Genomic DNA, 25,901 nt, shown 5'->3' on the forward strand with positions numbered 1-25,901 from the left:
TCCTGGTATCAATTCACAGCCCATTCATGCTGCTTCTGGCGGGTTACTCAAATGTCTCTTCCGGTCACTGTTTTTTAAATCAGTCTGGCTTCGTTTATATTGCCACACCCAGCATCCTGTAGTCACCGTCCACCGGCAATCATAAATAAGCTATCTGCCGCCTCTAACCAGAAGCGGCATCCTTTCACCTCAACGCTAATAACCCGCAACCACACCCGACAATGCCAGCACCTGCTTCTGTTTTCTTGCAGGCAGCTTGTTCAGCTGCGCTAACGCGTTAACCAGTTGTTCATCGACAGGCTCGGGTGGCTTCACGGTCAGCACGATACGGCCCTCTGTGACACTCACCTCAACTTCGGTGCCGGTGGTGAATCCGGTGGCTGCCAGCCACTGGCCTTTCATAATGATCGAGGGAATACGGATATAGTCTGGATACCGGCTGGCGTAACTCACCGTTAATTTACGCCGGGTAATGGAAGGGTCTTCTGGATTTAAACCAACTGCATTACACTCTGACTCAGTCATGATCTCTATTCTCGCTAAATAGTGGTTGTGATTAGCGATCCAGGGGTGCTCCAACACCTCTGGTTCGCGCTAAATACCTGTATATATAATCAACAAATATGAATAAAGTCCAGATGAAAATTGATGTAAATCAGCGAGTTTCCTCACAGTTAAAATGCTATTATTTGCGGCGCAGATCGCAAAATAAAGTAATTAACTGCTGCACTTTCATATGAAGTAAAAGTGATAAAGAATTAGAATTTTGTGGAATTGAAATATTGCCTTTCATCTGACTGTAATTATTTATAAAGCGCTACGGATCCTGAATTCAGGTAACTGATTATTCCGCCTGTACTCATCTCTCAAGCCTTTAAACCTGCCAGCCACAATTCTGAGTAAACAAACTGCCACACCACGCCCGGACCCAAAAATTTACGACACCTTTTTTTCCTTCCGCCGCAATGCCATTATAGCCGCCTCATAACCCTCCTCTCCGGCCAGCCCGCCACAGAGCACATAAACAGGGAGCACTCCGTCATGGAAAGTAAAAATCTTGTTGATATTGCTGAGGCCTTTCCTCAGTCAGCCATCGATCTGAAATACGCCACCGCCGACAACCTGACCGGTCAGCCGATCTACCGCGACGCACGCTGTCTGCTGCATGTTGATGCGGCAAGAGCGCTGGCGAAAAGTATCGATATTGCAAACGTGGCGGGCTATTCGCTGCTGATCCTCGACGCGTACAGGCCACCTGCCGCGCAGGCAATTCTGTGGCAGGCCTGCCCTAATCAGGATTATGTTGCACCGCTGACGCGCGGATCAAACCACAGTCGTGGTACGGCGGTAGACGTGACGCTGATCGACGAGCAGGGCGAAATCGTGGATATGGGCACCGGCTTCGATGAGATGAGTGAGCACTCCCATCCTTATCATCCTGCGGTGCCCGTTCAGGCTCAGCGCAACCGTCTGATGCTTAATGCCATTATGCTGGGTGGGGGCTTCACAGGCATTGCGAGCGAATGGTGGCATTTTGAATTGCCCGGTTCAGAAACTTATCCGCTGATCGACGGCGTATTTGGCTGTTACTCCTCACCGCAGGCCGAAAATATCAGCCTCTGAGAAGACAGAACAGTTTTGGTATATTCAGGGGAAATGCACAAAGCACTGTTTATTCGCTGTTTATTCAGAGAATGCAGAAGGGCAGAGCGATAAAATAAGCGGGTTCGGGCAGGGTGATAACCAAAAATAGCGTAACGTGCAGAAAAGAAATAAGCCGTGGCAGGTGCCACGGCTAACGCTTTATGCAGACTGCCACTCGCTTTCGACATCCGCTTTAGATTTAGACAGGATGACTTTATTATCATCAACGTCTTTCACCCAGCTGAATGGAATAATGTGGTGTTTGCCGCCTGCTTCAGGATCGCTTTTCGCCAGCTTAATTTTGTCGTCGCCTTCGAAATGGTCAACAATCCCGACGTGTTCGCCATTCACATCAACAATCTGTGCGTGATCCAGAATCTCTGATTTATCTACCATGTTGACTTAATCCTTATATTTGATGAGTTCAGTTGCCCTCAGACAGAACAAGCCTGGTTGTTAATCGCGGTTTCCGCCAGGCAATTAACAAAATGAAATAGTTAAGCCGACTGGAGCTGAACGCGGTTATTTGTTTACGCAACACGAAAAAACGAAACCGCTAACCGATCCCGATGTTTGCAGTATCGGGGCTGCTCAGCTAAGTATTTTCCACTCCGGCATGTTCAGATTGGCCGCGATCCTCTCCGGCTGTTTCACCAATCAACGCTATGATAATCAGGTCAATCGCCGCGTCCGGGTGTGCCCGAACGCAGGCGATTTAACTCACCTAAAGGAGTGCCTATGTCCGCAGTCAGCTCACTGACCACCGAAGGTGGCGTCTGGATTAATCAGCCGCCTGTACACAGTCTGGATGGCGATACGCTACAGTTCGAAACCGCGTTAAACAGCGATTTCTGGCAGCGCACCTGGTACGGCTTCGAACGGCACAGCGGCCACGCTTTTGGCTTCTGGGTGGAAAATGATTTTACCGTTCAGGTGCAGGTTAGGGCGGACTTCAGCCAGCTCTACGATCAGGCCGGTCTGTTTATTCAGGACAGTGAAACGCACTGGGTTAAAGCGGGCATTGAGTTTAACGATGACCAGCCTGCCATCGGCAGCGTGGTCACGCGTGAGTTTTCTGACTGGTCTACCGGTGTATTCCCTGGTGATGCGCGTCAGTTCTGGCTGCGCGCCACGCTGGAAAAAGGGGCGCTGAGAATTCAGTACTCCACCGACGGCCTGACCTGGCCGCTGTTGCGACTCTGCCCATGGCCGGGTCAGGCGCGGCGTTTTGTCGGCGTGATGGGCTGTTCGCCTGAACGCGAGGGGCTGGCGATCCGTTTCAGCAACTTCACGCTGGGTCCGCCATCCGGCAAAGCCCTGCACGACCTTTCCTGACTTCATTGCATATCATCGCGGAATCAGCTTAATTGTCAGGTCCGAATTTGCGGTGACGCGTCGTCCATACCGAACGACGCCTTTACAGGGAAAGCTATGCGTTGCGCCATCTTACTGACCCGGCTGCTGGTCATCTTCTGCTGTACCGGATGGGCAGAGCAGGCCGCAGCCGATACCGTCTGGCTGAATAATGGCGATCGGCTGACCGGCACGATCCGTTACCTCAGCGACGGCAAGCTGGCGATTGAGACACACTACGCGGGCACCGTCACCCTGGCGTGGAATGCGGTCAGTACGCTCGCCAGCGACAATCCGGTCAATGTCGAAAACAAAAAGACCGGCGAACACTATCAGGTGCGGCTCTCTTCGTCCGATCCCGGTTATGTCTGGGTGGAACGCAATGAGCAGGAGCAGCAGGTCTCCGTCAGTCGCATCGATGAGTTTATGAAAGCCAAAGTCCGCACCGATCAGCTCGCCTGGACCGGCAACATTGATGCGGGCGTGAAGGTCAAAAAAGCCTCCACCAAGACCGACGACTACAGCTTTGCGCTCAACACCAAACTGAACCAGGGCAAATGGCGGCACGATATCGGTGCGACCTACAATCGCGAGCAGGAAAACGCGAGCATCAACACCAATAACTACAGCCTGCGCTACGCCTTCGACTATCTGGTCAGTGAGCAGTTCTTCTGGCAGACCCGCGCGACCTACAAGCGCGACTGGGTAGAGAACCTCTCACGGCAGGCGCTGCTCGGCACTGGCCCGGGTTATCAGCTGTGGGACACTGAACTCAGTTCCTTCTCACTCTCGCTGCTTGGCGGTGCCTTTGAGTATGGCTACAGCGACGATCGCGAAGAGCGGCACTTTGGCGGCTCGCTGCGCTGGAACTATCAGCGCTATCTGCTGGGCAAGTCGGTCACGCTTTACAGCAACGGCGATGTCGGTCACTCACTGGATGATGACGGAGTATTTATGCTGGATGCCGAAGTCGGGATGCGTTACAGCCTGACCTCCTGGTCAACGCTGCACCTTGGCTATCATCGCAATCTGGTCAGCGGCATTCCCGATACCCTTAACGAAGGCATCTTCTCAACCGGATTAGGCCTGAAGTGGTAACCCGCTGATAGTTGAGTCGCAGCAAATCCTTACTGTTTTTATCCGGTTACCGGCCCGGCTTTGGCTAAGCTGCATGTACTGTCACAACGGGAATGCAGAAGATGATCGTAAGCAGCAGGGTTTATCGTCCTGGAAGTGCGGGCGAAGAGGTCGACGTCGAAGATATCAGTGAAGTGATCAAAGAGCCGGAAGCGTTTATCTGGCTCGGGCTGTGGCAGCCAGACGCTGAATTTATGGCGAAGATTAAAGAGGAGTTCGGCCTGCACGAACTGGCGGTTGAAGATGCGCTTAATGCCCATCAGCGACCCAAAATCGAACATTACGGTGACTCACTGTTTATCGTGGTCAAGACGGTTTGTGCAAAGGATGACAGCTGCGAACTGGGCGAAACCCACTTCTTTGTCGGAAAAAAATTCCTGATCAGCATCCGTCATGGCGCATCTGAAAGCTATACACCGGTGCGGCAGCGGGCGTCTGAAAATCCGGCGCTGCTGAAGCTTGGCCCTGCCTGGCCGCTCTACTGCCTGCTTGATTTCATTATTGATCGTTATGCCGCGCTCTCCACCTCGCTGAATGAGCGGGTGGGGCAGATGGAGAACGATCTCTTCACCAGCGAATTTGACCGTAAGTCGGTCCAGTCAGTCTACACCATGCGGCGTCATCTGCTGTCACTACGCAATGCAGCGCTGCCGGTAGAAGAGATCTGTAATCAGCTTATCCACCTGCATGAAGATCTGATCCCGCGTCCGCTGCGCGCCTATATCCGCGACGTGCAGGATCACGCCCGTCATGTGGTGACCGACGCGGAAGATATGCGCGAGATGCTGACCAGCGCCATGCAGGTCAATCTGGCGCTGGTGACGGTGCAGCAGAATGAGGTGGTCAAAAAGCTGGCGGGCTGGGGCGCGATCCTGGTGATCCCGACCGTGGTGTTCAGCATGTACGGCATGAACTTCGAACATATGCCGGAGCTGAAGTCGCTGTATGGCTATCCGCTGGCGGTTGGGCTGACGCTGCTGGCCTGCGGCGGGTTGTGGGCTAAACTGCGCCGATCGGGCTGGCTGTAATCGTCGTCAGGCAGCATTGGATACTGAGACGTTTGGCGCAATTCTGAAACTGCGCCTTTGCGCTACGATTAACGTAATGATGGGTTTCCGTTCCTGATCCGCCTGAAGATGACCGGCATCAGTCCTGACGATGTGCTGGAAGCGGCGCGATCCGGTCCGGGGCTGGAGCGGTTCAATCAGATTAAATATGCGGTGCTGGAGGTTAATGGCCATATCTCGATTATTCCGCAGACTGATTAGCCGGGCGCTGGTTATAGCCTCTGACCGGAAAGGATTCACCTACGCCAGCGCCTCGGTTAACAGGAGGCGCTGGCATGATTTACCGGCATTTGCCTGTCAGGTCAGGCTCCAGGCACCGCAACGATGCTAACCGTTTAACGCTGCGCTTATTCTCCCGCTTCCCTTGTAATCCTGTGGATTTAGTTCAGACTCAGCACTCCACTCATGTTTTATTATCAGAGCTGGCCTGACCCCAATCAGCGTTATGCTTGTATAGTCAGGATCAAAGTGAATGAATTTAATCGTTTTATCTTCTATCCGGTTACCGGCTGGCATATTGGCCCCTTAAGCAATCATAAGGCGCTGGTCCTGCAGTTCAGCTACCTCGACCCTGAGGCCTCCCGCGAGCAGGCTCCGCAGGAGACGCTCTTTCTTGGCCTGACCATTGAGATGGCAAAAAAACTGGTCAGCAACCTCTCTGAACAGATCGAATACGCCGAAAATAATGTCGCTAAGCATTAATCCTGCGTTATCTGACTGACTGACCGGCGGGTGCATAAACCCGCAGTGCACGGGTGAGCAGGCGAAAATGTGCGGGTGTCTGACCGACAATCTCGCCGTCTGCATTGATATAGTGAGGACGACGCGTCTCAATGGTCAGTTCCGTGGTGCTGAATGCCCGCACGTTGCGCCAGCGGCCATGGGTGCCGCGCCGCAGAAAGGGCAGCAGCGCAATCAGCTGCCAGCTATGCTGCAACTCCAGGCTGTAGACATCCAGTAGCCCATCGTCGGGTGCTGCGCGCTGTTCCACTGTCATGCCACCGCCGTAGAAGCGCCCGTTGCCCACCGACACCTGAACCGTTTTGATTGGTATCCGCTGACCATGATGCACCAGCGTGGCGCTGAACGGACGGCTCTGCCGCAGCAGCCGTAAAGCCGCCAGGGCATAACCGCCCACACCCCAGCGTTTTTTCGATTCCGCCGTAAGGTTATGCGCCAGCTCGGCCGAAAAGCCGATGCTGGAGACGTTAAGAAACAGGTGCTGATTCACTTCCCCCAGATCCACGGCGCGCAACTGCCCGTCTGCGATAATTTTCACCGCCTGTTCAAGGCTGGCGGGAATGCCCAGCGTACGGGCAAAATCGTTGGCGGTGCCCAGCGGTAAAATGCCCAGCGGCAGGCCGGTCTGCATCAGTCCCGGCGCGGCTGCGTTAAGCGTGCCATCGCCACCGCCGACGATCACCGCATCGACGCGACCGGCATACGCCGCGATGAGCTGGCTGTAGCTACAGGTCTCATCCTCGTCCGGTTGCAGCAGGGTGAAGCTAGCCTGAGCCAGCAGCGTCTGCGCCCGACTCGCCTCAATGCGTCCTTTACGTGAGCGCTGATTAATCAGCAACAGAGCCGTTCTTTGAGGGTAAGACATACTTTTACATCATCCTGCTGTCAAAATGGGGAACGAGACGGCAAGTACAGCATCGGCCTGACCCGTGAACAACCCTGTTTGCGCGACTTTACGTACCCGTTCCATGCCATAAGCGGCGATAAAGATCGTCTACACTGCTTAGGATCAGTTCCATATTGAGGCGTTGCGATGACAGAACACGAATTCAGAAAATTGTTAGCCGAACAGGGTTTTGATGAGCCACTGCTGATTGAGCGTGCCGCATCAGCCCGGCTTGATAATCACGTCCATCCTTTTGAAGCGCTGGCCCTGATTCTCACGGGTGACATCACTATCAGTACCGAGCAGGGCGATACCACTTACTCTCCTGGCGAGACGTTTCACCTGCAGCCGAATGAACTGCATCGTGAAGCGTTCGGACCACAGGGCGTCAGCTATCTGGCGGGGCGTAAATATGAGTAACCGGCAATCAGTATGAACGTGTCTGATGAACTGTTTACCCGGCTGGCACGTTCGCCGTTTCGTCAGCGTTTTCGCCTGGGACGCGCTGAGTACGATTATGCGAGCAGCAAAGGCGAGCCGGTTTTGCGACAGCACGCCGCTGAGTTTGTCGCACAGCGACTGGCACCTGCTCAGCCGGAAAATGATGGCAAACAGACGCCGATGCGCGGTCATCCGGTGTTTATCGCCCAGCACGCCACCGCGACCTGCTGTCGTGGCTGTCTGAGCAAGTGGCACCACATCGGGCAGCATCAGCCGCTGAGTGCTGAGCAGCAGGAATATGTGGTGACGGTGTTACTGGCGTGGATCACCCGGCAGATGCAGCAGCCGGCACCCCCTGCTCGCGTGAGCCGGAATAAGCCGAAACCGGACGACGATCCGCAGCTGGCGCTCTGGTAATGGATAAAAAAGCTACAGTCAGCGTCTTTTTCTGGTGAAAACTGGCCCTTTTTCATTCCTGGTTTATTCTTAAATCTTTCCTGGGAAGGCTATGCCAGGATTAAAACCTACACGGCAACGATGAATACAGAGGGAATTATGAAGAAATCAATTATTGCACTGTCTGCTATTTTGCTGGCCTCGCCAGTATTTGCTGCTACTACTACCGATAACACCGTTGCGGAAGCGCATAAAGGCGCTGACACCGCGAAAGAAAAACTGCATCAGACCCAGAATGAAGGCAAAGAGCTGAAGCTGAAGTCTGAGCACGCCGCTGAAGGCAAAAGCCACACCACCGGTAGCAAAATCACCGAAGGTGCTCAGAAAGGCTGGCACAAAACCAAAGAAGGCACTGAAAAAGGCTGGGATAAAACCAAGCAGGGTGCTGAAGATCTGAAAAACAAAGCGACCAACTAAGACGCTGGTTTTCAGGTAAAAAAGAACCCACCGAAAGGTGGGTTTTTTTATGGCTGAGCCGGATTACGCTTTGTTTTCTGCCGCCTTTCTTTCCGCAGCTTCTCTTTCCGCCGCCGCTAACGCCGACACTTTAATTTCCGCTTCAGCGGCCGCATCGGCTGCCGCAGACGCCGCTTCAGCTGCAGCTTCTGCGGCTGTCTCTGACTGCTTTTTGCCTTCTTCGATCACTTCTTCGTCAATGACTTCGATGTTTTCGCGGTTATCGCGACCGGAGAGCAGGTTCCAGCAGGCGATAAACAGCGCGGCAATCACCGGACCGATCACGAAACCGTTGATGCCGTAAATCTCCATCCCGCCCAGCGTGGCGATCAGAATCATATAGTCCGGCATCTTGGTGTCTTTGCCGACCAGCAGCGGACGCAGAATATTATCCACCAGACCGACAATCACCACGAAGAAACCAACCAGGAACAGCCCTTTCCACAGTGCGCCAGTGGCGAAGAAGAAGATCGCCGCAGGTACCCAGATGATGGCGGAACCGACCGCCGGAATCAGGGAGAGGAACGCCATCAGCGCGCCCCACAGCAGGCTGCCGTCGATGCCGGTAAACCAGAAAGCCAGCCCGCCGAGAATACCCTGCACGATACCGACAACCACCGTACCTTTCACCGTCGCACGCGCCACGGCAGCAAACTTCACCATCAGGTGATGTTTCACGTAGGTGGAAAGCGGCAGCGCTTCCAGAATCAGATGCACCAGATAGGAGCCATCTTTCAGCAGGAAGAACAGCAGATAGAGCATGATGCCAAAGCCGACGGTGAAGCTGAACGTCCCTTTACCGATGATAAAGGCGCTGCCCGCGACATACTGACCGCCCTTAAGCGCAAACGAGGAGAGCTTCTGCTGAATCTGTTCGGCGTTATCCAGATTATTTTCAGCCAGGAAATGCTTCGCCCAGCGCGGCAGATGCTGCAGCAGATCGGCGAACACGGCCGGGAACTGCGATGAGTTGGTCTGCAATTTGTGATAGACCGCGTTGGTTTCAACCACCAGCGAGGAGGCGATAATCGCCAGCGGCGTGAAGACAATCAGGCAGATACAGAACAGGGTAATTAGCGCGGCCACGCCGTTGCGGTCACCCAGTCGGCTGCGCAGCCAGGTTTTCAGCGGATGGAAAATCACCGCCAGAATTGCCGCCCATAAAATCGGCGAGAAGTAGGGCGAAAGCACCTCGAAAAATGCGACGGTGGCGATAGCCAGAATCAAAATGAAAAACCCGATGTTCAATCCTTTAAAACGCATGGAGAAACCTCATCTGGAACAAACTCTGATAAACCCGACGCGCAAATTTGCTGTGTCCGGCTTCGCTTGCGCGGCAGCCTCGTCACAAATTAACGCTCAGGCTTTGCTCGTTAAATGCTGCTGCTGGCAGCATCATGCTGGCTAACTGTTTGAAAGGTCTTGCAGAAGTGATGAACGGGTAAGGTGCGTTCGCTGCGTGACTTCCGGTCGGTAGCGGGCTGCCTCTGACGGCAGCGCGCTGAATCCTACATTAGCGTAGCGGTTTCGACCATTATTGGTAGGTCAGAGACTCATGTTCCCGGTGTATGCTGCCGATAACATTATTAAGTGAGCAAAAAACAGGCAGTGAGAAATGAGTAAACAGAGAGTCTTAGTGGTGCTGGTGACGCTGGTATTGACCGGCTGCGCGACCAAGCATTATCCACAGGCGGCTGCGGTGACGCCGCAAGAGACAGCGACGCTGAACTGCAACGCCCTGGATCAGGAGCTGGTCAAAGCGCACGGCGTGCAGAGTGATATCGAGCAGACCGGCCAGTTTAATGCCCTGACCGTGCTGGGCTTTGTCGGGGATTTCGGACTGGGCAATGGCATTGCAAAATACAATGCCACCCGGAAAGCGGAAAATCGGGTCACTGCGTTGCAGTCACTGAAAGCCGCAAAGTGCAGCCAGCGTCTTTCATAACGGGCTGCGTCAGATCAGCCAAGCGTCCCTGCGCTGACATGTTGCAAACGGACATTTTCGGCCGCGCGTTTACCGGCCAGGAAGGCGTGATCCGAGTTGTAATATTCCCACTCGCTGTAACGACCCGACAGATGGATATCCTGAGTCAGCAGCCACTGGCGGATCAACGCCACGTTATCGCTGCGCGCATGGTCATAGACCACGTAGGCGTAAGGCATATCAACCTCAGATGCGCAGAGCAGCGGATCGTCCGCGGTGATCATGCCGACCCGGATGCAATCCTGACGGCAGCGCTCAATCAGCGCATCACCCTCCAGCGGCAGCGGATTAGCCGCGTTGTAGGTAATTTCACAGGTTAAGCCGAAACCGCCCGGCGGATTGCAGTGCGGACTGGCATTACCTTGCACAAAGATGCGGTGAAACAGCGTATCGCCAGGGTAGTAAATCCAGTGTTTTTCAGTGAGGTCAGCCCGGCCAATGCCCAGATTCACACAGCGCACCGACACAAACTGCAGCTGCTGTGCCGCCAGCTGGACGCTCTCCGGTACCTCATCACCCATCAGCTTAATCAGCTCCGGCAGCGGCATGGTGCTGATCAACTGCTCATACCGGTAGTGGCGACCATCCGCCAGCAGGGCGACATGCGCCTGCGGGTAGATGCGCGTCAATGTTGTATCGGTCTCCAGCGTGCATTTCAGGTGCGGTAAAAATCCTGACATCAGTGCCTGGAAGCCACCGCGCAGCGGATAGCCGAAACGGGCGTTGGGGCCGACTGGTTTCGCCAGCGGTTGCAGCGCACCATCGATGATCTGTGACAGATCGGGCAGCGGCACGCGTCCGCCGAGCCATGAGGTTTCCATGTCGGTCAGCGGCACTTTCCACAGTTTCTGGTTGTAAGGCAGGGCGAAATGCCGCGCGATGCCTTTACCCCAGGTGCGCATAATAAAGTGTTGGAAATCCTCTTCGCCCTCCACCACGCCGGTGCTGCTGCCCTCATCGGGGATTGCGCCATCCGCACAGCAATCCCGCCGCGCACGCGCCCGATCCAGCGGCACAGCGGCGACGGCTGTTTCGCCATAGCGCGCTTCAATAGCGCCCAGCACGCACTCTTTTACCACCTCGACCGGCAGGCCGTGTAGCGCGGACTGGAAGGGATAGCGGGTATAAACACCGTCGCTGTAAACCCAGGCCTCGCGCGCCTGCCAGTGCAGATTGTCGCCCAGCAGCATCTCATAGAGCTGCAACACGTAGGGATCCTGCGAGAACATGATGTGACCGGCATAGTCGAAGGTGAACCCCTGATCGTCAATCGAGCGGCACCAGCCGCCTGGGGTGCTATTTTTCTCCAGCAGCACTGCGCCTTCGCCATAGTGATATCCGGCGCTCAGACCTGTCGGTCCGGCGCCGATAATCAGGCAGGGCACCGCGTCGCTCTCCAGCATCGCTGGCGTTAAAGGCATGACGTTAGCCTGCGCGCGGGTCTGGCTGGCTGACTTCAGAGCAGACTGACGCTGCGTCAGCGCCTGCTGGATCAGGCCATGTATCTGCTCTGCGGTGCGATCCCAGGAGGTGACATCGACTTTTGCCTGCATCCGTCCCGCCAGCGCCAGCCTTTCTGCGGCACTGATTGCCATTGCCTGTTCACAGGCGGCAATAAATTCCGCATGCGTCTCTGCTACCGCCACTTCCTCTGCGTAGTGGCGCGCCACATCGACAATGGCAGTACTGACAATCGGCAGCTGCGCCGCCATATACTCCAGCACCTTGGTCGGGGAGATGTAGCGGGTCGAAGCATTGATGGCAAACGGCATCAGACAGACATCCCAGCCCGCCAGAAACTGCGGCAGAGCCTGATACGGCTGCTGACCGAGCCAGTGAATATTGGCGCGCTGCGGCAGGCTGGCGGGATCAATTTTCACCACCGGTCCGACCATAATGATCTGCCATTCGGGATGGCTGTCTGCCAGCGCGGCTATCAGCGGCAGGTCAATACGCTCATCCAGAACGCCGTAATAACCCAGACGCTGCGACGGAATGGCATCCTGTAACGGATGACGATTCGTGCGATCGCGCGCCTGTTCAAAATGAATGGCATCAACGCTGCTGGGGAAGCAGTAAACCTGAGCGTGTTTATCACGCTTCGCTTCATAGAGGCTGGAGCCGCCGGTAAAGACCAGATCGGCGCGGGTCATGAGCGCCGATTCGCGCTGCTGCAGCTGGCGCGGCGCATTCTGGAAGGCCGAAAGCTCATCCATACAGTCGTAAATTACCAGTGCCGGATCAAAAGGCGTCAGCAGCGGCAGTGCCATTGGCGTATAGAACCAGATCAGCGGCTGATCGTCCTCCTCCAGCAGCGGCGTCAGCAGCAGCAGCAGCGGGGCGATCTGGCTGTCGTGAAAGCCGGGCGCGTCGCTGTCGGTATGGGGCTGGATCACCGTGATATTGGCGGCAGGCGAACTCTGATGCAGGCCTGGTGGCCCTGCCTGCCAGACCGGCTCCTCGACAAACAGTACGCGATAGTGCTGTGCCAGGCGAGTCAGTAGCTGCTGCGGACGCTGAAAAACAAAACCCCAGCGTAAATGGCTGAAAACGATGAGAACAGGTGGTTTCATGGTGTGCTCCTGGCTGGGATGTTGTAGGGACTGGATGTGCTGCAAAAAGCGCTGCGCCTGACGCAGGGCGTCGGCATAAGGCTGCTGTAACTGGCGGGCGTAAGGATCGGCGCCCAGAAGATCGAGATCCCACAGGCCGCTGCGGGTCCAGAAGGTGGTTTCCTCCCACAAGGGACGATCGAGAATCGGATAGAGGCAGATGCCGAGCAGATCAGCGCCCGCCAGCTGCGCCTGTGCAACCTGTGTGGCGATCTCACGGATCCAGGCGCCGCGGCCGCTGCCGACGTGGCTGGTTTCCGCCAGCAGCAGTGGCCGCTGATAACGCTGCCAGACCTGCAGCAGCAGCTGATGCAGCGGCTGGCGTCGGCTGTCGCCCAGATGCCAGTAAAGCCGCCGGTTTGAGCCCTGTTCCCACTGGTTGTCGTGGTAGTAATTCACGCCAATCAGATCGAGATAGCGGGGTGCGCCGCCCAGCTCCGGATTACGGCGACCACTGAGCATGTCCCATGCCTGATACTGGGTGTCACACATCTCACGTGCCAGACGGCCGCTGTCGGGATCGGCGGGATCGGACGCGATATGGATCAGCGGATCGCAATGCAGCACACGGGCACGCGGATCGGCCTGCCAGATCGCATCACAGGCGGCCAGGGTAGCGCGTACCAGCTGACGCTTGGCGACATCGGCCCGATCCGGCTCCGGGATCGCCTCACAGGGGAACAGCCCGACCGAGATGCCCCAGCTGACAAAGGAGATCTCATTCATCGGAGAGTAGATCGGTGCCTGCTGATACCAGGGCGCCAGGAAGCGGGCCAGTGCGCCACAGAAGGCAGCGAAACGGGGGATAAAGTCGTGATCAAACAGGCTAACGCCCGCGGGCCAGCCGTAGTGACAGATTGTCCAGCTCAGCTGAATACCCTGCTGCTCTGCGGCCTGCATCCGTGCAGCGACCGTGGAGAAGTCATAGCGGCCGTCGCGTTCACATAGCCGCCAGCCGACGCTTTCCCGCACGGTGCGAATGGCAAAGGGGCTCAGTGCTGCATAATCTTCTGCCGCCCGCGCCTGATGCTGGTTCAGATCGTTCATCGACAACGCAAAACCGGCCGGATTGATATGATCGGCACCTTCATAGCCGGCCTGCCAGAAACTGGAAAAGGGCGTCATGGCATCTCCCGAAAAAAAGCAACACGCTTCCCGCTGACGAGCCGTTGTGAAACGGGTCAGGGCGTTACAGGTATGCAAAGCAGATTGGCGATCCTTGCCATAAGCCACAGACGCTAAATTGCAGGCAACAGAGCCTGTGGCGGTTTGGATGCGTGAGATAGCAGAACTAAACGTGCGGCGCTATCGGCAGGAAAAAGAGTGGCTTCTCTGAATGTTAACGGATTTTGCGGAAGCCTTACTGGAAAGTATAGACAGGGAGGGATGCTTCGCAAATTATTGAAGTGAAAAGGAAAAAGCGTAGCGGCAAAAGTCATCCACTCAGAAACAGGAATTTTTCACTATTGTCTGTGCTGTCGGGTTGATAAGCGCAGCGTGAAGCGCATCAGCGTTATTTTCAGCTTTGTTAACCTTTTCCTCAACATGCAGAGCGGTCAGACTTACCTGTTTTAACGTTACTGCTTCGCTTGCCTTTTAACGGGCTGGCGGCAAGATTGACTTATTACTGGCCTGAATCTGTGGGCGATCAACAGGCGGCGGGTTAAGCGGCGCGGCTCTTAAAACAGGATGTTTAACCGACTATGTTCTCATTCGACTGGCACCGTTTTTTACTTAACGATCAACCAGCCACCTTTTTATTTGAAGTGGTGGCGCGGGTTCTGATCGCCTATCTGGTGGTTTTTACTTTTCTGAAAGTGTCAGGACGACGCGGCGTACGTCAGCTGTCGCTGTTCGAACTGGTGGTGATTCTGACGCTGGGCTCTGCGTCCGGTGACGTCACGTTTTATGACGATGTACCGGTGCTGCCGGTGATTATGGTGTTTGTGGTATTGCTGGCGCTCTACCGCCTGACCACCTGGCTGACGTCACACAGTCCGCGCTTTTCACGGCTGATTCAGGGCGACGTCATTACCCTGATTAAAGATGGCCTGTATGTGCTGGAAAGTCTGGATCAGCTGAATATTTCCGAAGATGAGTTCTATATGGAGTTGCGCCAGAGCGGCGTAGAGCATCTGGGGCAGATCCGGCTGGCGCTGGTGGAAGTCGATGGTCAGCTCAGCCTCTATTTCTATGATGATGACGAGATGCGCGCCGGATTAAGCGTGCTGCCGCCAGAGCACCGACAGGATTACAGCACCGTGCCGGTCAGCGCGCTCTACGCCTGCACCCATTGTGGCCAGACGCAGAGGATAGAGGCGGAGCAGCAGGCCGTCTGCCCGCGTTGTCAGCGACAGCGCTGGTCTGCGGCACTGAGCGTACGTCGGCTGCATTAGCGGTATCAGAGCATCGGGCTAAACCGCGATTAAACCCGTCGCAGCTTGTTCCCGCTTTCCACATAACTTTGCCTGTTACTGACAGAAAATGAAAACCCGTCGGGCAGCATAGCGACACCGTTATCAGAGAGGTGTGCGTATGAAAGTGAGGGCGGCCAGTGCATTACTGTTTTTACTGTTATCGTTTGGTGCATTTTCACAACAGGTGATCAGCGAAAGTCATCCCCATTCACGCAGTGCGCGACTGCTGGAGCAGGGGAGTCAGGTCGATACGGCGGACTCGCCGGATGAACATCTGCTGGAAAGGCGGGAGTGGCGAAGCAGTCTTCAGCGCAAGCCGTATTAAAATGCGATCCCCGGCAGCGAGCTCTGCCGGGGATCCGGTAGTGAGGTTCAGGCGATTAAATCGTGGCCTGCGTGGCGGCCATGCCTGGCACCAGAATCACCTTCCGGCACTCCTCTTCGCGTTTAGCGAAAATATCGTAGCCGCGAGCGGCATCTTCGAGCGGCAGATGATGGGTTACAATCTCTTCCGGCGTCAGATGCCCCTGTTCAATCAGCTTCAGCAGATCGGGCAGATACGCATGCACATGTGTCTGTCCCATCTTAAAGGTCAGCCCTTTGTCGAAGGCATCACCAAACAGGAAGCCGTGAATGAATCCGGCGTAGACGCCCGGCACGCTGACGATACCGCCACGCCGCACCGCAGCAATACACTGACGCAATGCTTTACCACTGCTGCCTTCCAGCTTGAGATTGGTGAGCACGGTTTCAGTCAGGCTGCCTTTCGCCTCGAACCCGACGGCATCGATCACGGCATCCACACCGCGATTGCCGGTACTGTGTTCGATAATCCAGCCGGCCGGATCATCGATCTCATCGAAGTTAATCGGGATGACGCCGTAGCGATCGCGGGCAAAGTTTAAGCGGTAGTTGTTGTGATCAATCATGTAAATCTGTTCGGCACCCTGCTGTCGGGCGCAGGCTGCACTGAGCAGGCCAACCGGGCCGGCACCGAAAATCGCCAGGCTGGAGCCGGGTTTAACTTCGGCATTTTTAACCGCCTGCCATGCGGTGGGCAGAATGTCCGACAGGAACAGCACTTTCTCATCTGACAGTATGGACGGCACCTTGAACGGACCGGTATTGGCTTTCGGCACTCTGACATACTCCGCCTGGCCGCCGGGCACACCGCCATAGAGCTTACTGAAACCAAACAGCGCCGCGGGCGGCGTGATGTTTTTACGGTTCAGAATAGCACCCCGTCCGCTGTTGGTATTTTCACAGGCGGCATACTGGCTCAGCAGGCAGAAAAAGCAGTCGCCACAGGCGATCACAAACGGAATGACGACCCGATCGCCTTTGGCGACGGCAGTCACTGCGCTGCCCGTCTCAACCACTTCGCCCATAAACTCATGGCCAAAAATATCGCCATGCCCGGTGCCGGGAATTTTGCCGCGATAAAGGTGCAGGTCTGAACCGCAAATGGCGGTAGCGGTCACGCGCAGGATAATGTCATCGGCCGCTTCCAGACCCGGGTCGGGTACGTTATCCACGCTGACTTTATGCGGGCCGTGATACGTTAATGCTTTCATTTTTTGATCTCCTGCTGACGGGGGAAGGGCGGCCAGACCAGAAGGTGTGGCTGCCTGCGAGAAAGACTCAGGGAATCTGAGATCGAAACCTGCCTGAAGTGTAGTAACCCTTTGAGGAGTAAGCCGAGCGGTGCTGGAGGCGAGGCGGTTTCAGACCGGCGGGCTGGATGAATGCCTTTGCAGTGTGGCGGCAGTGACGGACAGCGCATCCGGCTGCCAGCCAGTGAGATCAGCCAGCGCGCGCCGGTAAGGGGTGTCGATTTGTGCCGGAACCTGCCCGAGGTAGTGAAAAGCATGCTCACGTGTTTCACCGGTGAGGTTCTGCAGATAGTGTCGCGCATCATCCAGCGTCGGTATCTGCCCTTCAACTCCCGCCATGCGGGCAGGCAGACCGGTCCAGATTAATCCTTCGATGCCTTTCGCCTGCGCCCATTCCGCCAGCGGTCCCACTGAGGTTTCTGTCACCGTCATCATGCCGACGCCATCGACGCGGCTGTCTGGTATCGCCTCCCGAATGCGCAACGCGCGGCAGGCGCTCTCCAGTGAGGCGGTGTTCAGCCAGGCCCAGAACACTGTCACCGGGCGGGCGTTGAGACAGATCGCCGTTGATAGTTCACCGCCGTCAGCGATGCGCACAAACTCAATCGGAACGGCAGGTCCATCATGATGCCACTGACTGGCCACCGGCAGTGCGCCAGGTTTCCAGATTAACGATCCCCATCCCAGGCAGGCAATTTTCATTCTTTTCTCCTGTGTCCCTGTCGGCGTGATCGCGACAGCGTCAGATAAAGCGTAGCCCGTTACGCTTAATCGTTAAAGGGATCACCTTTTCAGGGCAGTAAAGCGGGCGCAAAAATGGCATGATCGCCGCGCAGTCACTTTGCACAACCTGACGGTTTTATCATCAATCCATGCGTGTTTGTCTTCGCGGCTTGAACTTTTATCGTCAGGTAGTGTAAAAAGTGGCGCACGCAATCGATTACCTTTGTATGCGCGGATCATTTTACGCTTCACCGATCCGTCTGCAGCTGAGGCTGAGAGCGGGGCATACGTTTACCTGCCTGACGGCTCAGGTTTACTGGCGGCTTTTAACACGGACTATCTGATGAAAACCACGCAAACTGGCACGCTGGGCGCGCTTGAGAGTGACGTCGATACGGGATGGCGTAAAACCGACACGATGTGGATGCTGGGTTTATACGGCACCGCAATCGGAGCCGGTGTGCTGTTCCTGCCCATCAATGCCGGTGTCGGCGGGCTGATCCCGCTTATTATCATGGCGGTGCTGGCCTTTCCGCTGACCTTCTTCGCGCACCGCGCCCTGACGCGTTTTGTCCTTTCCGGTAAAAATCCGGCGGGTGATATCACTGAGGTGGTCGAGGAGCATTTCGGCGTTGGCGCGGGCAAGCTGATTACGCTGCTCTATTTCTTCGCTATTTACCCGATTCTGCTGATGTACAGCGTGGCGATCACCAACACAGTTGAGAGCCTGATGGTGAATCAGCTCGGCCTGGTGCCGCCGCCGCGGGTGCTGCTGTCGCTGCTGCTGATTGTCGGCCTGATGACCATTGTGCGCTTCGGCGAGAAGATGATTGTCAAAGCGATGAGCGTGCTGGTCTATCCCTTTGTGGCGGTTTTGATGCTGATGGCCTGCTATCTGATCCCGCACTGGCACGGGGCTGCACTCTCAACCCTGAACGTTCAGCCTGCGGGCAGCAGCCTGTGGATGACGCTGTGGCTGGCGATACCGGTTATGGTCTTTTCGTTTAACCATTCACCCATCATCTCCTCCTTTGCACTGGCGAAGCGCGAAGAGTATGGCGACGCCGCCGAGAAAAAATGCTCGCGCATTCTGGCCTGCTCGCACCTGATGATGGTGGTGACGGTGATGTTCTTTGTCTTCAGCTGCGTGCTGAGTCTGTCGCCTGACGATCTCCATGCCGCCAAGGCGCAGAACATTACCATTCTCTCCTATCTGGCGAACCATTTTCAGGTGCCGATGATTGCCTGGCTCGGGCCGCTGATTGCCATTGTGGCGATCACCAAATCGTTCCTCGGCCACTATCTGGGCGCGCGCGAAGGGTTTAACGGTATGGTCAATAAGGCGCTGCGCAGCCGCGGTAAAACTATCGCGCCTGCCAGACTGAATCGCCTGACGTCACTCTTTATGTTGCTTACCACCTGGCTGGTGGCAACGCTGGACCCGAATATTCTCGGCATGATTGAGACGCTGGGCGGGCCGGTGATTGCCATGATCCTGTTCCTGATGCCGATGTATGCCATTCACAAAGTGCCGGCGATGCGTAAGTACAGCGGGAAAATCAGTAACCTGTTTGTGGTGCTGATTGGTCTGATTGCCATCTCCGCGATTTTCTATTCGCTGGTGAAGTAACAGATCAATCAACAGGCGCCTCTCCGCGGTATTGAGAGGCGTCTGCTGTTCTGCCCGCCACGCGTCATTTCTCCATGTATCGCCAGCCCTGGTCTCCCTGTTTTAACCAGCCGCCGCACAGTGAACCCTCTCCGTCAGACGCATCTCGTCAGCAATATTTACATTTGTTACTTTTTCACATGGTAGAGTTAACGCGAATAATTATTATTCCTTTAAAGGACAGGAGAAAAATGAAAATCGGGATTGTTGCTGCCACCACACTGTTACTGTCAACTGCCTGCGCGGCAACCACCTATCCGGTCACGGTGACTGATATGGATGGTCAGAAAATTACGCTGCAAAAAGAGCCGCAGCATGTGATTTTGCAGGACGGACGCGACGTGATGGCGCTGGCCTTACTGGATCGACAGAACCCGTTTCAGCGGGTCGTTGCCTGGAATAACCTGCCGAAAAAGCAGGATACCCAGACCTGGGATCTGCTGAAGCAGCGCTGGCCGCAGGCGGCATCGATTGTGGATATGGGCTTTAACGATCAGGGGCAGGTCAATCTTGAGAGCGTGCTGGCGAAGCAGCCCGACCTGATGATTGCGCAGCTGCGCGCCAAACCGGCACTGACGCAGTCGGGCGTGCTGGCTACCCTGAAAAATCTGCATATCCCGGTGCTGTTCCTGGATGATGAGCTCCACCCCAAAGAGAACACCCTGAAGAGTGTGAAAGTGCTGGGTACCGTTCTGAATCGCGAAACCGAAGCAAAAGCCTACGCCGATTTTTATCAGCAGCGCTGGCAGATGATTCAGCAAAAGATTGCGCAGGTGCCGCACAAGCCGACGGTATTTATTGAACCGATTGCCGGTAACAGCGACAACTGCTGCTTTACCCATGGTCATAACGGCTGGGGTGCGCTGGTGGAAGCGGTCGGCGGGAAAAATATCGGCTCAGCGCTGCTGCCCGGCAGCTCAGGTTTTGTGTCGCTGGAGAAGATTATCGCCATGAAGCCGGACGTTTACATCATGACCGGCTCGAAGCGTCCGAACAGCAACGTGCTGCCGTTTGGTTATGGTGCCAGTCAGACTGACGTGACCGCCACTTTTAATCGCCTGCAGAGCCGAACCGGCCTGGAGCAGATCGAACCGGTGAAACAGAAACGGGTCTATGGCGTTTATCACCATTTTTATAATCACCCTTACAACATCATCGGTATGGAAATTCTGGCTAAAGATCTCTATCCAGAGGTATTCCGTGATCTCGATCCGACGGCCGATTATCACCATATCGTAAAACAGTTCACGGCGTTGCCGGATGCGCCGGTGATCCTCAGCACGCCATAACCGGGTAAAGCGTCGGGGTGCATTTCAGCACCCTGACGTTGAACAGGTTTTAACGGGTCAGCCTGAGACGTGATGTTCAGGCTGCCCGGTTAACATCTGGATTGCGTCAGAAGAGTTTTAAAGTTATGACCTGTGTTAAGAAATCGCTAAGCAAGCGTAATACTGTGTAAGTTACCGGATTTTAAGACTTTTACAGATGCCTCCCGCCAGAATTATTGCCATGATGCCGATCAACGGTGCCTGAACAGCCGTTATTTTCGGAGGCAGTATCATGAAAAAAACAACATTAACGCTTATCGCTTCACTTTTAACATGCAGCACGCTCTTCTCTCAGGTTTCACTGGCAGACGATCATGATGACGGTCAGCGTAAGCCGGTGCCGCATCAGAACAGTGATAAACGTCCTGACAATCGCGGCCCCGATCAGAATCGCGACCGCGGCAACAATCGCCATGATGATAAAAAGCCTCACGACATGGGCAATAATCGGCATGATGAAGATAACAACCATCGTGGCAGAGAATCCCGCAATGACCGTGACCATTTTGCCTGGCAGGGCCACGACTTCCGTCGCGGCCATCCTGTTCCGCAGGAATACCGCGGCGACCATTATCGCGTAGCCGACTGGCATGAACGCGGTCTGCGTGAACCGCCGCGCGGTTATCACTGGGCAAACATCGACGGCAACTATGTGCTGATTGCTGCCGCGACCGGTGTGATTACCGCGCTGGTGCTGAACAGCGCCCTGAACTGATTCTATCCTGAACCGATCGCCAGGGATGGCTGCGGCCATCCCTCTTTCTTTCCGTTTTGCTGCGCCAGCGGCTATCCTGTGACTCCACGCTGAAAATTTCCTGTGTAAGGAGTCATGATGACGACGGTTAAGATGGTTGCAGTCGATATGGATGGCACGTTTCTGGACGACAATAAGCAGTACAATCGATCCCGCTTTCTCGCCTGCTATCAGCAACTCACCGCCCGCGACATCAAATTTGTGGTGGCCAGCGGCAATCAGTACTACCAGCTCAAATCCTTTTTCCCGGAGATCGCCAGCGATATCGCCTTTGTGGCGGAAAACGGCGCATGGATTATCGATCGTGACGAGGAGCTGTTTTGCGGTGCCTTTGAACGCCGCGATGTAGAAGCGGTGATCAGCACTCTGCAAAACGGCAATTACCCTGGCCTGCGTTACCTGCTGTGTGGTCGTAACAGCGCGTATTACTTCGACGGCATGGAAGAGAGCTGGCTAAAGAAGATGCACCATTACTGTCACCGGCTGAAGCCGATTCATCATCTGGATGAGGTGCAGGATGACCGGCTGTTTAAGTTCGCGCTGAACCTCTCGGATGACTACATCGAGCCACTGATGGCGGATATTGAGCGACTGCACCAGGGACGCGTGGCCGCGACGTCAAGCGGTCATGGCTCGGTCGATCTGATCGTGCCGGGAAATCACAAAGCGCACGGTCTGGATCTGCTGGCAAAACGCTGGGGGATCACGCACGACCAGGTGCTGGCCTTTGGCGATGGCGGTAACGATCTGGAGATGCTGAAACAGTCCGGCTTCAGTTTTGCCATGGACAATGCGCCAGAGCGGGTGAAGCAGGCGGCACGTTATGCCGCGGCGTCTAATAATGAGGAGGGCGTGTTGCAGATCATTGAGCAGATGCTGGCAGGTGAGGGGCCTTTTGCCGCCCCGCGGCGCTGAGACTGAACGTGCCAGGATAGCGCTGAGCTGCTGCATGACCTGCCAGGCTGGCAGGTCAGTGAAGGAGGTTAGCGCGTTGATCACGCCGTGATGTGCCAGGCCTGGGCAATCATCGTCTGCATCTGTTCGCGGCTGTAATTCACCAGCGAATTTTTACTGTTGGCACGCGCCAGGATCCACTCCACCTCAGTGCGGCTCAGCGACGGGCCATCCTGCCAGAATGGCGTGATGGCCTGCTGCTGCAGCCACTGCTTCAGAAACTGTGCCGGTGAATCTGTGGATTCACTGAAGAGCTGCGGGTGCAGCTCCGCCATCAGCGTACGCTGCAGCGGCTGCTGGCTGTCAGACAGAAGATCCAGGAACGGAAACAGCAGGCGTCCGCACACTTCACCGTGATGGAACGGCTTAATCGCGCCCAGTTCCCCGGCAATACCGTGGATCACCCCCAGCCCCGCGCTGCTGAGACTGACGCCCCCCAGCCACGATGCCATCATCATTGCTTCACGTGCCGCGTCACCCGCCGCATCCTCGCGATTGAGGGCAGGCCACGCCTGAACAAACTGACGCAGACCGGTCAGCGCCAGCTGGCGGGTGAAGAGGTTGCCTTTGCCGGAGAGATACGCTTCAAACAGATGGGTAAAAGCATCGATGCCGCAGGTCGCCAGCACCTTGTCAGGCGTGCCTTTCAGCAGATCCGGATCAAGAATCGCGACCTCCGGCACAAAGACCGGGTGGCGCAGTGACGCTTTGATCTGAATATCCTGCTGGTCTGTCACCACCGCATTTTGCGTGACTTCGCTGCCGGTCCCGGCCGTTGTCGGAACCGCAACCAGCGGCAGCGTGATGGGCTGAACCGCAGTGTCACCTACCTTCTCCAGATAGCGGGCCGTGGGCAGCGGGTGTTGGATCATGGCGCTAAAGGCTTTCGCCGCATCCAGCACGCTGCCTCCGCCAATCGCGACCACCCGATCAACATGACCGCGCCAGCGCGCAACCCAGCCATCGATCTCAGTGGGCGAGGCTTCATGGCTGACAATTTTATAACCGAGAATGTGATCGTTGAGGTCAGCTTTTATCCGGGCATAGGCTGGCCCCTGCAGGAAAGATTGTCCGCAAAACAGCAGGGTAGGTTGTGACCGGGCGGCCAGCAGCGGCACCAGTTTATCCAGACTACCGCGACCAAAGAGGGTTCGTTGATTACTGTACAGCTCACTCAGGTTCTCACTCACCGGCGCATCCTTTTTACATTTCGCTAAAATCTGAGTGTAACGAAAAGCGCGACGCCAGCATGGGCAAACTTTCTGATAACACACTGGCAAAAAGTTGATCATCTTCGCAAAACAGAAATTCACCGTCGGCGGGGTGGTGCTTTCCTGCGGATGTTACCCTTAACATGTTATCGGTAACAGCGTTTGTCGGGATGTGTAAGCATCTTACAGCGCACTGTTTTGCAGCCCTCCGGGGATCATGATAATAAACCGACACTGAATTCCCTTCAGTGCGCAAGGTGGAGAAAACCTATGCCATTACTCTATGTGGCGATTGGCGTCGCGTTACTGCTGCTGCTGATGATTCGCTTTAAGCTTAATGGATTTATCGCGCTGATCCTGGTGGCGCTGGCGGTCGGTGTGATGCAGGGCATGCCGGTAAATAAAGTCATTACCTCAATCAAAGCGGGCGTAGGCGGCACGCTGGGCAGCCTGGCGCTAATCATGGGCTTTGGTGCCATGCTCGGTAAGTTGCTGGCCGACTGCGGTGGTGCGCAGCGTATTGCCACCACCCTGATTGAAAAATTCGGCACAAAGCATATTCAGTGGGCGCTGGTGCTGACCGGTTTTATCGTCGGTTTTGCGCTGTTCTACGAAGTGGGCTTTGTCCTGATGCTGCCGCTGGTGTTCAGCGTAGCGGCGTCAGCGCGTGTGCCGCTGCTCTATGTCGGGGTGCCGATGGCGGCTGCTTTATCAGTGACGCACGGTTTTCTTCCCCCGCATCCTGGTCCTACAGCCATTGCCACGCTGTTTAATGCTGACATGGGTAAAACGCTGCTGTTCGGAACGCTGCTGGGTATCCCTACGGTAATTCTGGCGGGTCCGGTTTATGCCCGTTTCCTGAAAAACATCGACAAACCGATTCCACAGGGGCTTTACAACCCGAAGACCTTTACCGAAGCGGAAATGCCCAGCTTTGGCGTCAGCGTCTGGACTGCACTGGTGCCGGTGGTACTGATGGCGCTGCGTGCCGTGGCGGAGATGCTGCTGCCAAAAGGCCACGTACTGCTGCCCTATGCGGAGTTCTTTGGCGACCCGGTAATGGCAACGCTGATTGCGGTACTGATTGCGATCTTCACCTTTGGCCTGAATCGCGGTCGTACGATGGAACAGGTGATGGATACCCTGACCGACTCGATCAAAATCATTGCCATGATGCTGTTGATCATTGGCGGTGGCGGGGCCTTCAAGCAGGTGCTGGTGGACAGCGGCGTGGATAAATATATCGCCAGCATGATGCACTCGACTCAGCTTTCACCCATCTTTATGGCCTGGTCGATTGCTGCTGTGCTGCGTATTGCCCTGGGTTCTGCCACGGTAGCGGCGATTACCGCCGGGGGCATTGTGGCACCGTTGATTGTCACCAGCGGTGCCAGCCCGGAATTAATGGTTATCGCCGTGGGTTCCGGCAGTGTGATCTTCTCGCACGTTAATGACCCTGGCTTCTGGCTGTTCAAAGAGTATTTCAACCTGACGATTGGCGAAACCATTCGCTCCTGGTCGGCGCTGGAGACCATTATTTCGGTCTGTGGTCTGGTGGGTTGCCTGCTGCTCTCCTGGGCCATTTGACCTCTGGCCGCTGGCAACCCTGCCAGCGGCTCCTCTCTTTGCTTCTCTCCGGCCCGTTTCTTTTTGTATCGCGGGCAGCCTCCAGAGCCGGCTTATTCGCAGCCTGTAACCACGAATATAAAAAGGGCCGCAAAACGCGGCCCACAGGTCTGTAATAACGTAAATCTGGCCTCTTAATGAGGCGGTTCAAAACCGGCTTTGACCATCTGTTCGCGTAGCGCTCGCGCAATTTCGCGATTGCCGCCGGTGACCGGATAGATAACGTTGTTTACCACATCATCAAGATAGTGCTCGTCAAACTCCTGCATAGAGAGCTGCGTGCCGCCTTCATCGTTGATGGCGAAAGAACCTTTGATGTGGTTACCGCTGTTTTTTGCCTTAAGGCTGTAGCGGCCCATGCTGGTATTAATCGTGCTCATAAGATCTCCTCGCGACTCATTTCAATCTCATCACTACTGAGGCCTGCCTTGCCGCCTGAATTTTAGCCAGGAATGGTCTGTAAAACGAAGAAAGAGGGCCAGTAAGAAGTGGTGTTGCGATCGTTATCTCAGAACATAAATAAAAGCGAAATCTGCTGAACTTATGAGCAGTTGAACACTGAGTGAAGCGGCGTGACAAATTTTTCTGTCTATACTGCTTACAGGAAAAATGTTTAATCGGTGAGGGGAAAAGGAAATGAAAATTATTCTGTGGATTATCGCGATCATTTTTATCGTGGGCTTACTGACCCTGACAGGGGTGTTCAAACTGATTTTCTGATGTCATAGTTTTGTTAAAGCTTCAGCGACGGCGGGCACCTAATCAGGTGCCCGAACTGTTTTCTGGCTTGCTAACAAATACTGGCTAACGGGATCCATCGGCGTATTCG

The 25,901-nt window shown here is 55.4% G+C and carries 27 protein-coding genes; 18 read left to right on the plus strand and 9 right to left on the minus strand.

The features are described 5' to 3' along the window. Nucleotides 1–195: 195 nt before the first annotated feature. Nucleotides 196–525, minus strand: a complete 330-nt coding sequence (locus AC6I8E_RS04840; protein WP_313677194.1) for a SymE family type I addiction module toxin — start codon at nucleotides 523–525, stop codon at nucleotides 196–198. 516 nt (nucleotides 526–1,041) lie between these two features. Here AC6I8E_RS04840 and ddpX point away from each other — a divergent pair. Then, a complete protein-coding gene (gene ddpX, locus AC6I8E_RS04845; protein ID WP_110331486.1) occupies nucleotides 1,042–1,623 on the plus strand; it encodes a D-alanyl-D-alanine dipeptidase in 582 nt (193 codons plus the stop codon). A gap of 180 nt (nucleotides 1,624–1,803) precedes the next feature. On the opposite strand, the gene AC6I8E_RS04850 is transcribed toward ddpX, so the two are convergent. After that, complete coding sequence (locus AC6I8E_RS04850) at nucleotides 1,804–2,040, minus strand: DUF2171 domain-containing protein (RefSeq protein WP_497824489.1); 237 nt, start codon at nucleotides 2,038–2,040, stop codon at nucleotides 1,804–1,806. Between the two features lie 342 nt (nucleotides 2,041–2,382). Here AC6I8E_RS04850 and AC6I8E_RS04855 point away from each other — a divergent pair, with 342 nt between their 5' ends. The 5 genes from AC6I8E_RS04855 to AC6I8E_RS04875 all read left to right on the plus strand — a co-directional run bounded on the left by AC6I8E_RS04855 (nucleotide 2,383) and on the right by AC6I8E_RS04875 (nucleotide 5,903). Beyond that, nucleotides 2,383–2,979 carry a DUF1349 domain-containing protein gene (locus AC6I8E_RS04855; protein WP_497824490.1) on the plus strand — a complete coding sequence of 199 codons (597 nt, stop codon included), beginning with the start codon at nucleotides 2,383–2,385 and terminating at the stop codon, nucleotides 2,977–2,979. A 96-nt stretch (nucleotides 2,980–3,075) separates the two neighbouring features. After that, nucleotides 3,076–4,095, plus strand: a complete 1,020-nt coding sequence (locus tag AC6I8E_RS04860) for a DUF481 domain-containing protein (protein ID WP_095707577.1) — start codon at nucleotides 3,076–3,078, stop codon at nucleotides 4,093–4,095. Nucleotides 4,096–4,196: 101 nt separating this feature from the next. Continuing rightward, nucleotides 4,197–5,162, plus strand: coding sequence for a magnesium and cobalt transport protein CorA (locus tag AC6I8E_RS04865; protein WP_497824491.1), 966 nt, complete (start codon nucleotides 4,197–4,199; stop codon nucleotides 5,160–5,162). Nucleotides 5,163–5,270: 108 nt separating this feature from the next. After that, complete coding sequence (locus AC6I8E_RS04870) at nucleotides 5,271–5,402, plus strand: DUF421 domain-containing protein (RefSeq protein ID WP_013357062.1); 132 nt, start codon at nucleotides 5,271–5,273, stop codon at nucleotides 5,400–5,402. A 267-nt stretch (nucleotides 5,403–5,669) separates the two neighbouring features. Then, nucleotides 5,670–5,903 (plus strand): BssS family protein, encoded by a 234-nt coding sequence (locus AC6I8E_RS04875; RefSeq protein ID WP_041457185.1) that lies wholly within the window; start codon nucleotides 5,670–5,672, stop codon nucleotides 5,901–5,903. 7 nt (nucleotides 5,904–5,910) lie between these two features. Here the strand turns inward: AC6I8E_RS04875 and AC6I8E_RS04880 are convergent, their stop codons facing one another. Then, nucleotides 5,911–6,807, minus strand: coding sequence for a lipid kinase (locus AC6I8E_RS04880; protein WP_497824492.1), 897 nt, complete (start codon nucleotides 6,805–6,807; stop codon nucleotides 5,911–5,913). A 168-nt stretch (nucleotides 6,808–6,975) separates the two neighbouring features. On the opposite strand from AC6I8E_RS04880, the gene AC6I8E_RS04885 reads away from it, so the two are divergent. The 3 genes from AC6I8E_RS04885 to AC6I8E_RS04895 all read left to right on the plus strand — a co-directional run bounded on the left by AC6I8E_RS04885 (nucleotide 6,976) and on the right by AC6I8E_RS04895 (nucleotide 8,142). After that, nucleotides 6,976–7,248: a cupin domain-containing protein gene (locus AC6I8E_RS04885; RefSeq protein ID WP_013357065.1), complete on the plus strand. Its 273-nt coding sequence runs from the start codon at nucleotides 6,976–6,978 to the stop codon at nucleotides 7,246–7,248. Nucleotides 7,249–7,260: 12 nt separating this feature from the next. Then, the gene (locus AC6I8E_RS04890; RefSeq protein ID WP_147788543.1) at nucleotides 7,261–7,686 is read left to right on the plus strand and encodes a DUF4186 domain-containing protein; all 426 of its coding nucleotides are present in this window, start codon (nucleotides 7,261–7,263) and stop codon (nucleotides 7,684–7,686) included. A gap of 138 nt (nucleotides 7,687–7,824) precedes the next feature. Next, on the plus strand, nucleotides 7,825–8,142 hold the full coding sequence (locus AC6I8E_RS04895) for a KPN_00521 family repetitive protein (protein ID WP_033731819.1): 318 nt from the start codon (nucleotides 7,825–7,827) through the stop codon (nucleotides 8,140–8,142). Nucleotides 8,143–8,205: 63 nt separating this feature from the next. On the opposite strand, the gene AC6I8E_RS04900 is transcribed toward AC6I8E_RS04895, so the two are convergent. After that, nucleotides 8,206–9,444: an AI-2E family transporter gene (locus AC6I8E_RS04900; protein ID WP_013357068.1), complete on the minus strand. Its 1,239-nt coding sequence runs from the start codon at nucleotides 9,442–9,444 to the stop codon at nucleotides 8,206–8,208. Between the two features lie 352 nt (nucleotides 9,445–9,796). Between AC6I8E_RS04900 and AC6I8E_RS04905 the strand changes: the two genes are divergently transcribed. Next, the gene (locus AC6I8E_RS04905) at nucleotides 9,797–10,126 is read left to right on the plus strand and encodes a hypothetical protein (RefSeq protein WP_013357070.1); all 330 of its coding nucleotides are present in this window, start codon (nucleotides 9,797–9,799) and stop codon (nucleotides 10,124–10,126) included. A gap of 14 nt (nucleotides 10,127–10,140) precedes the next feature. Here the strand turns inward: AC6I8E_RS04905 and AC6I8E_RS04910 are convergent, their stop codons facing one another. After that, nucleotides 10,141–13,902, minus strand: coding sequence for an NAD(P)-binding protein (locus AC6I8E_RS04910; protein WP_497824493.1), 3,762 nt, complete (start codon nucleotides 13,900–13,902; stop codon nucleotides 10,141–10,143). A gap of 578 nt (nucleotides 13,903–14,480) precedes the next feature. Between AC6I8E_RS04910 and AC6I8E_RS04915 the strand changes: the two genes are divergently transcribed. Next, entirely contained in the window at nucleotides 14,481–15,173 is a 693-nt protein-coding gene (locus AC6I8E_RS04915; RefSeq protein WP_013357072.1) for a YetF domain-containing protein, read from the plus strand. 139 nt (nucleotides 15,174–15,312) lie between these two features. Further along, complete coding sequence (locus tag AC6I8E_RS04920; RefSeq protein ID WP_013357074.1) at nucleotides 15,313–15,519, plus strand: hypothetical protein; 207 nt, start codon at nucleotides 15,313–15,315, stop codon at nucleotides 15,517–15,519. Nucleotides 15,520–15,574: 55 nt separating this feature from the next. Here the strand turns inward: AC6I8E_RS04920 and AC6I8E_RS04925 are convergent, their stop codons facing one another. After that, nucleotides 15,575–16,768: a zinc-dependent alcohol dehydrogenase gene (locus AC6I8E_RS04925; RefSeq protein ID WP_195857254.1), complete on the minus strand. Its 1,194-nt coding sequence runs from the start codon at nucleotides 16,766–16,768 to the stop codon at nucleotides 15,575–15,577. 150 nt (nucleotides 16,769–16,918) lie between these two features. Further along, on the minus strand, nucleotides 16,919–17,509 hold the full coding sequence (locus AC6I8E_RS04930) for a hypothetical protein (protein WP_195857253.1): 591 nt from the start codon (nucleotides 17,507–17,509) through the stop codon (nucleotides 16,919–16,921). Between the two features lie 364 nt (nucleotides 17,510–17,873). Here AC6I8E_RS04930 and AC6I8E_RS04935 point away from each other — a divergent pair, with 364 nt between their 5' ends. The 4 genes from AC6I8E_RS04935 to AC6I8E_RS04950 all read left to right on the plus strand — a co-directional run bounded on the left by AC6I8E_RS04935 (nucleotide 17,874) and on the right by AC6I8E_RS04950 (nucleotide 22,196). Further along, nucleotides 17,874–19,160, plus strand: a complete 1,287-nt coding sequence (locus AC6I8E_RS04935; RefSeq protein WP_033732037.1) for an HAAAP family serine/threonine permease — start codon at nucleotides 17,874–17,876, stop codon at nucleotides 19,158–19,160. A 230-nt stretch (nucleotides 19,161–19,390) separates the two neighbouring features. Then, a complete protein-coding gene (locus tag AC6I8E_RS04940; protein ID WP_013357078.1) occupies nucleotides 19,391–20,488 on the plus strand; it encodes an ABC transporter substrate-binding protein in 1,098 nt (365 codons plus the stop codon). 271 nt (nucleotides 20,489–20,759) lie between these two features. Beyond that, nucleotides 20,760–21,242, plus strand: a complete 483-nt coding sequence (locus AC6I8E_RS04945; protein WP_013357080.1) for an RcnB family protein — start codon at nucleotides 20,760–20,762, stop codon at nucleotides 21,240–21,242. 117 nt (nucleotides 21,243–21,359) lie between these two features. Further along, nucleotides 21,360–22,196: a Cof-type HAD-IIB family hydrolase gene (locus tag AC6I8E_RS04950; protein ID WP_147788629.1), complete on the plus strand. Its 837-nt coding sequence runs from the start codon at nucleotides 21,360–21,362 to the stop codon at nucleotides 22,194–22,196. Between the two features lie 80 nt (nucleotides 22,197–22,276). Here AC6I8E_RS04950 and AC6I8E_RS04955 read toward each other — a convergent pair whose 3' ends face one another. After that, on the minus strand, nucleotides 22,277–23,425 hold the full coding sequence (locus AC6I8E_RS04955; protein WP_497824494.1) for an iron-containing alcohol dehydrogenase: 1,149 nt from the start codon (nucleotides 23,423–23,425) through the stop codon (nucleotides 22,277–22,279). Between the two features lie 291 nt (nucleotides 23,426–23,716). Here AC6I8E_RS04955 and gntT point away from each other — a divergent pair, with 291 nt between their 5' ends. After that, the gene (gene gntT / locus AC6I8E_RS04960) at nucleotides 23,717–25,033 is read left to right on the plus strand and encodes a gluconate transporter (RefSeq protein ID WP_013357083.1); all 1,317 of its coding nucleotides are present in this window, start codon (nucleotides 23,717–23,719) and stop codon (nucleotides 25,031–25,033) included. A 173-nt stretch (nucleotides 25,034–25,206) separates the two neighbouring features. On the opposite strand, the gene AC6I8E_RS04965 is transcribed toward gntT, so the two are convergent. Next, nucleotides 25,207–25,452, minus strand: a complete 246-nt coding sequence (locus AC6I8E_RS04965) for a hypothetical protein (protein WP_013357084.1) — start codon at nucleotides 25,450–25,452, stop codon at nucleotides 25,207–25,209. A 256-nt stretch (nucleotides 25,453–25,708) separates the two neighbouring features. Here AC6I8E_RS04965 and AC6I8E_RS04970 point away from each other — a divergent pair, with 256 nt between their 5' ends. Beyond that, nucleotides 25,709–25,792, plus strand: coding sequence for a small membrane protein YohP (locus AC6I8E_RS04970; protein ID WP_019105993.1), 84 nt, complete (start codon nucleotides 25,709–25,711; stop codon nucleotides 25,790–25,792). Nucleotides 25,793–25,901: the final 109 nt, after the last annotated feature.

It is taken from the genome of Pantoea sp. X-Soil-YNGN-785, assembly GCF_059730585.1.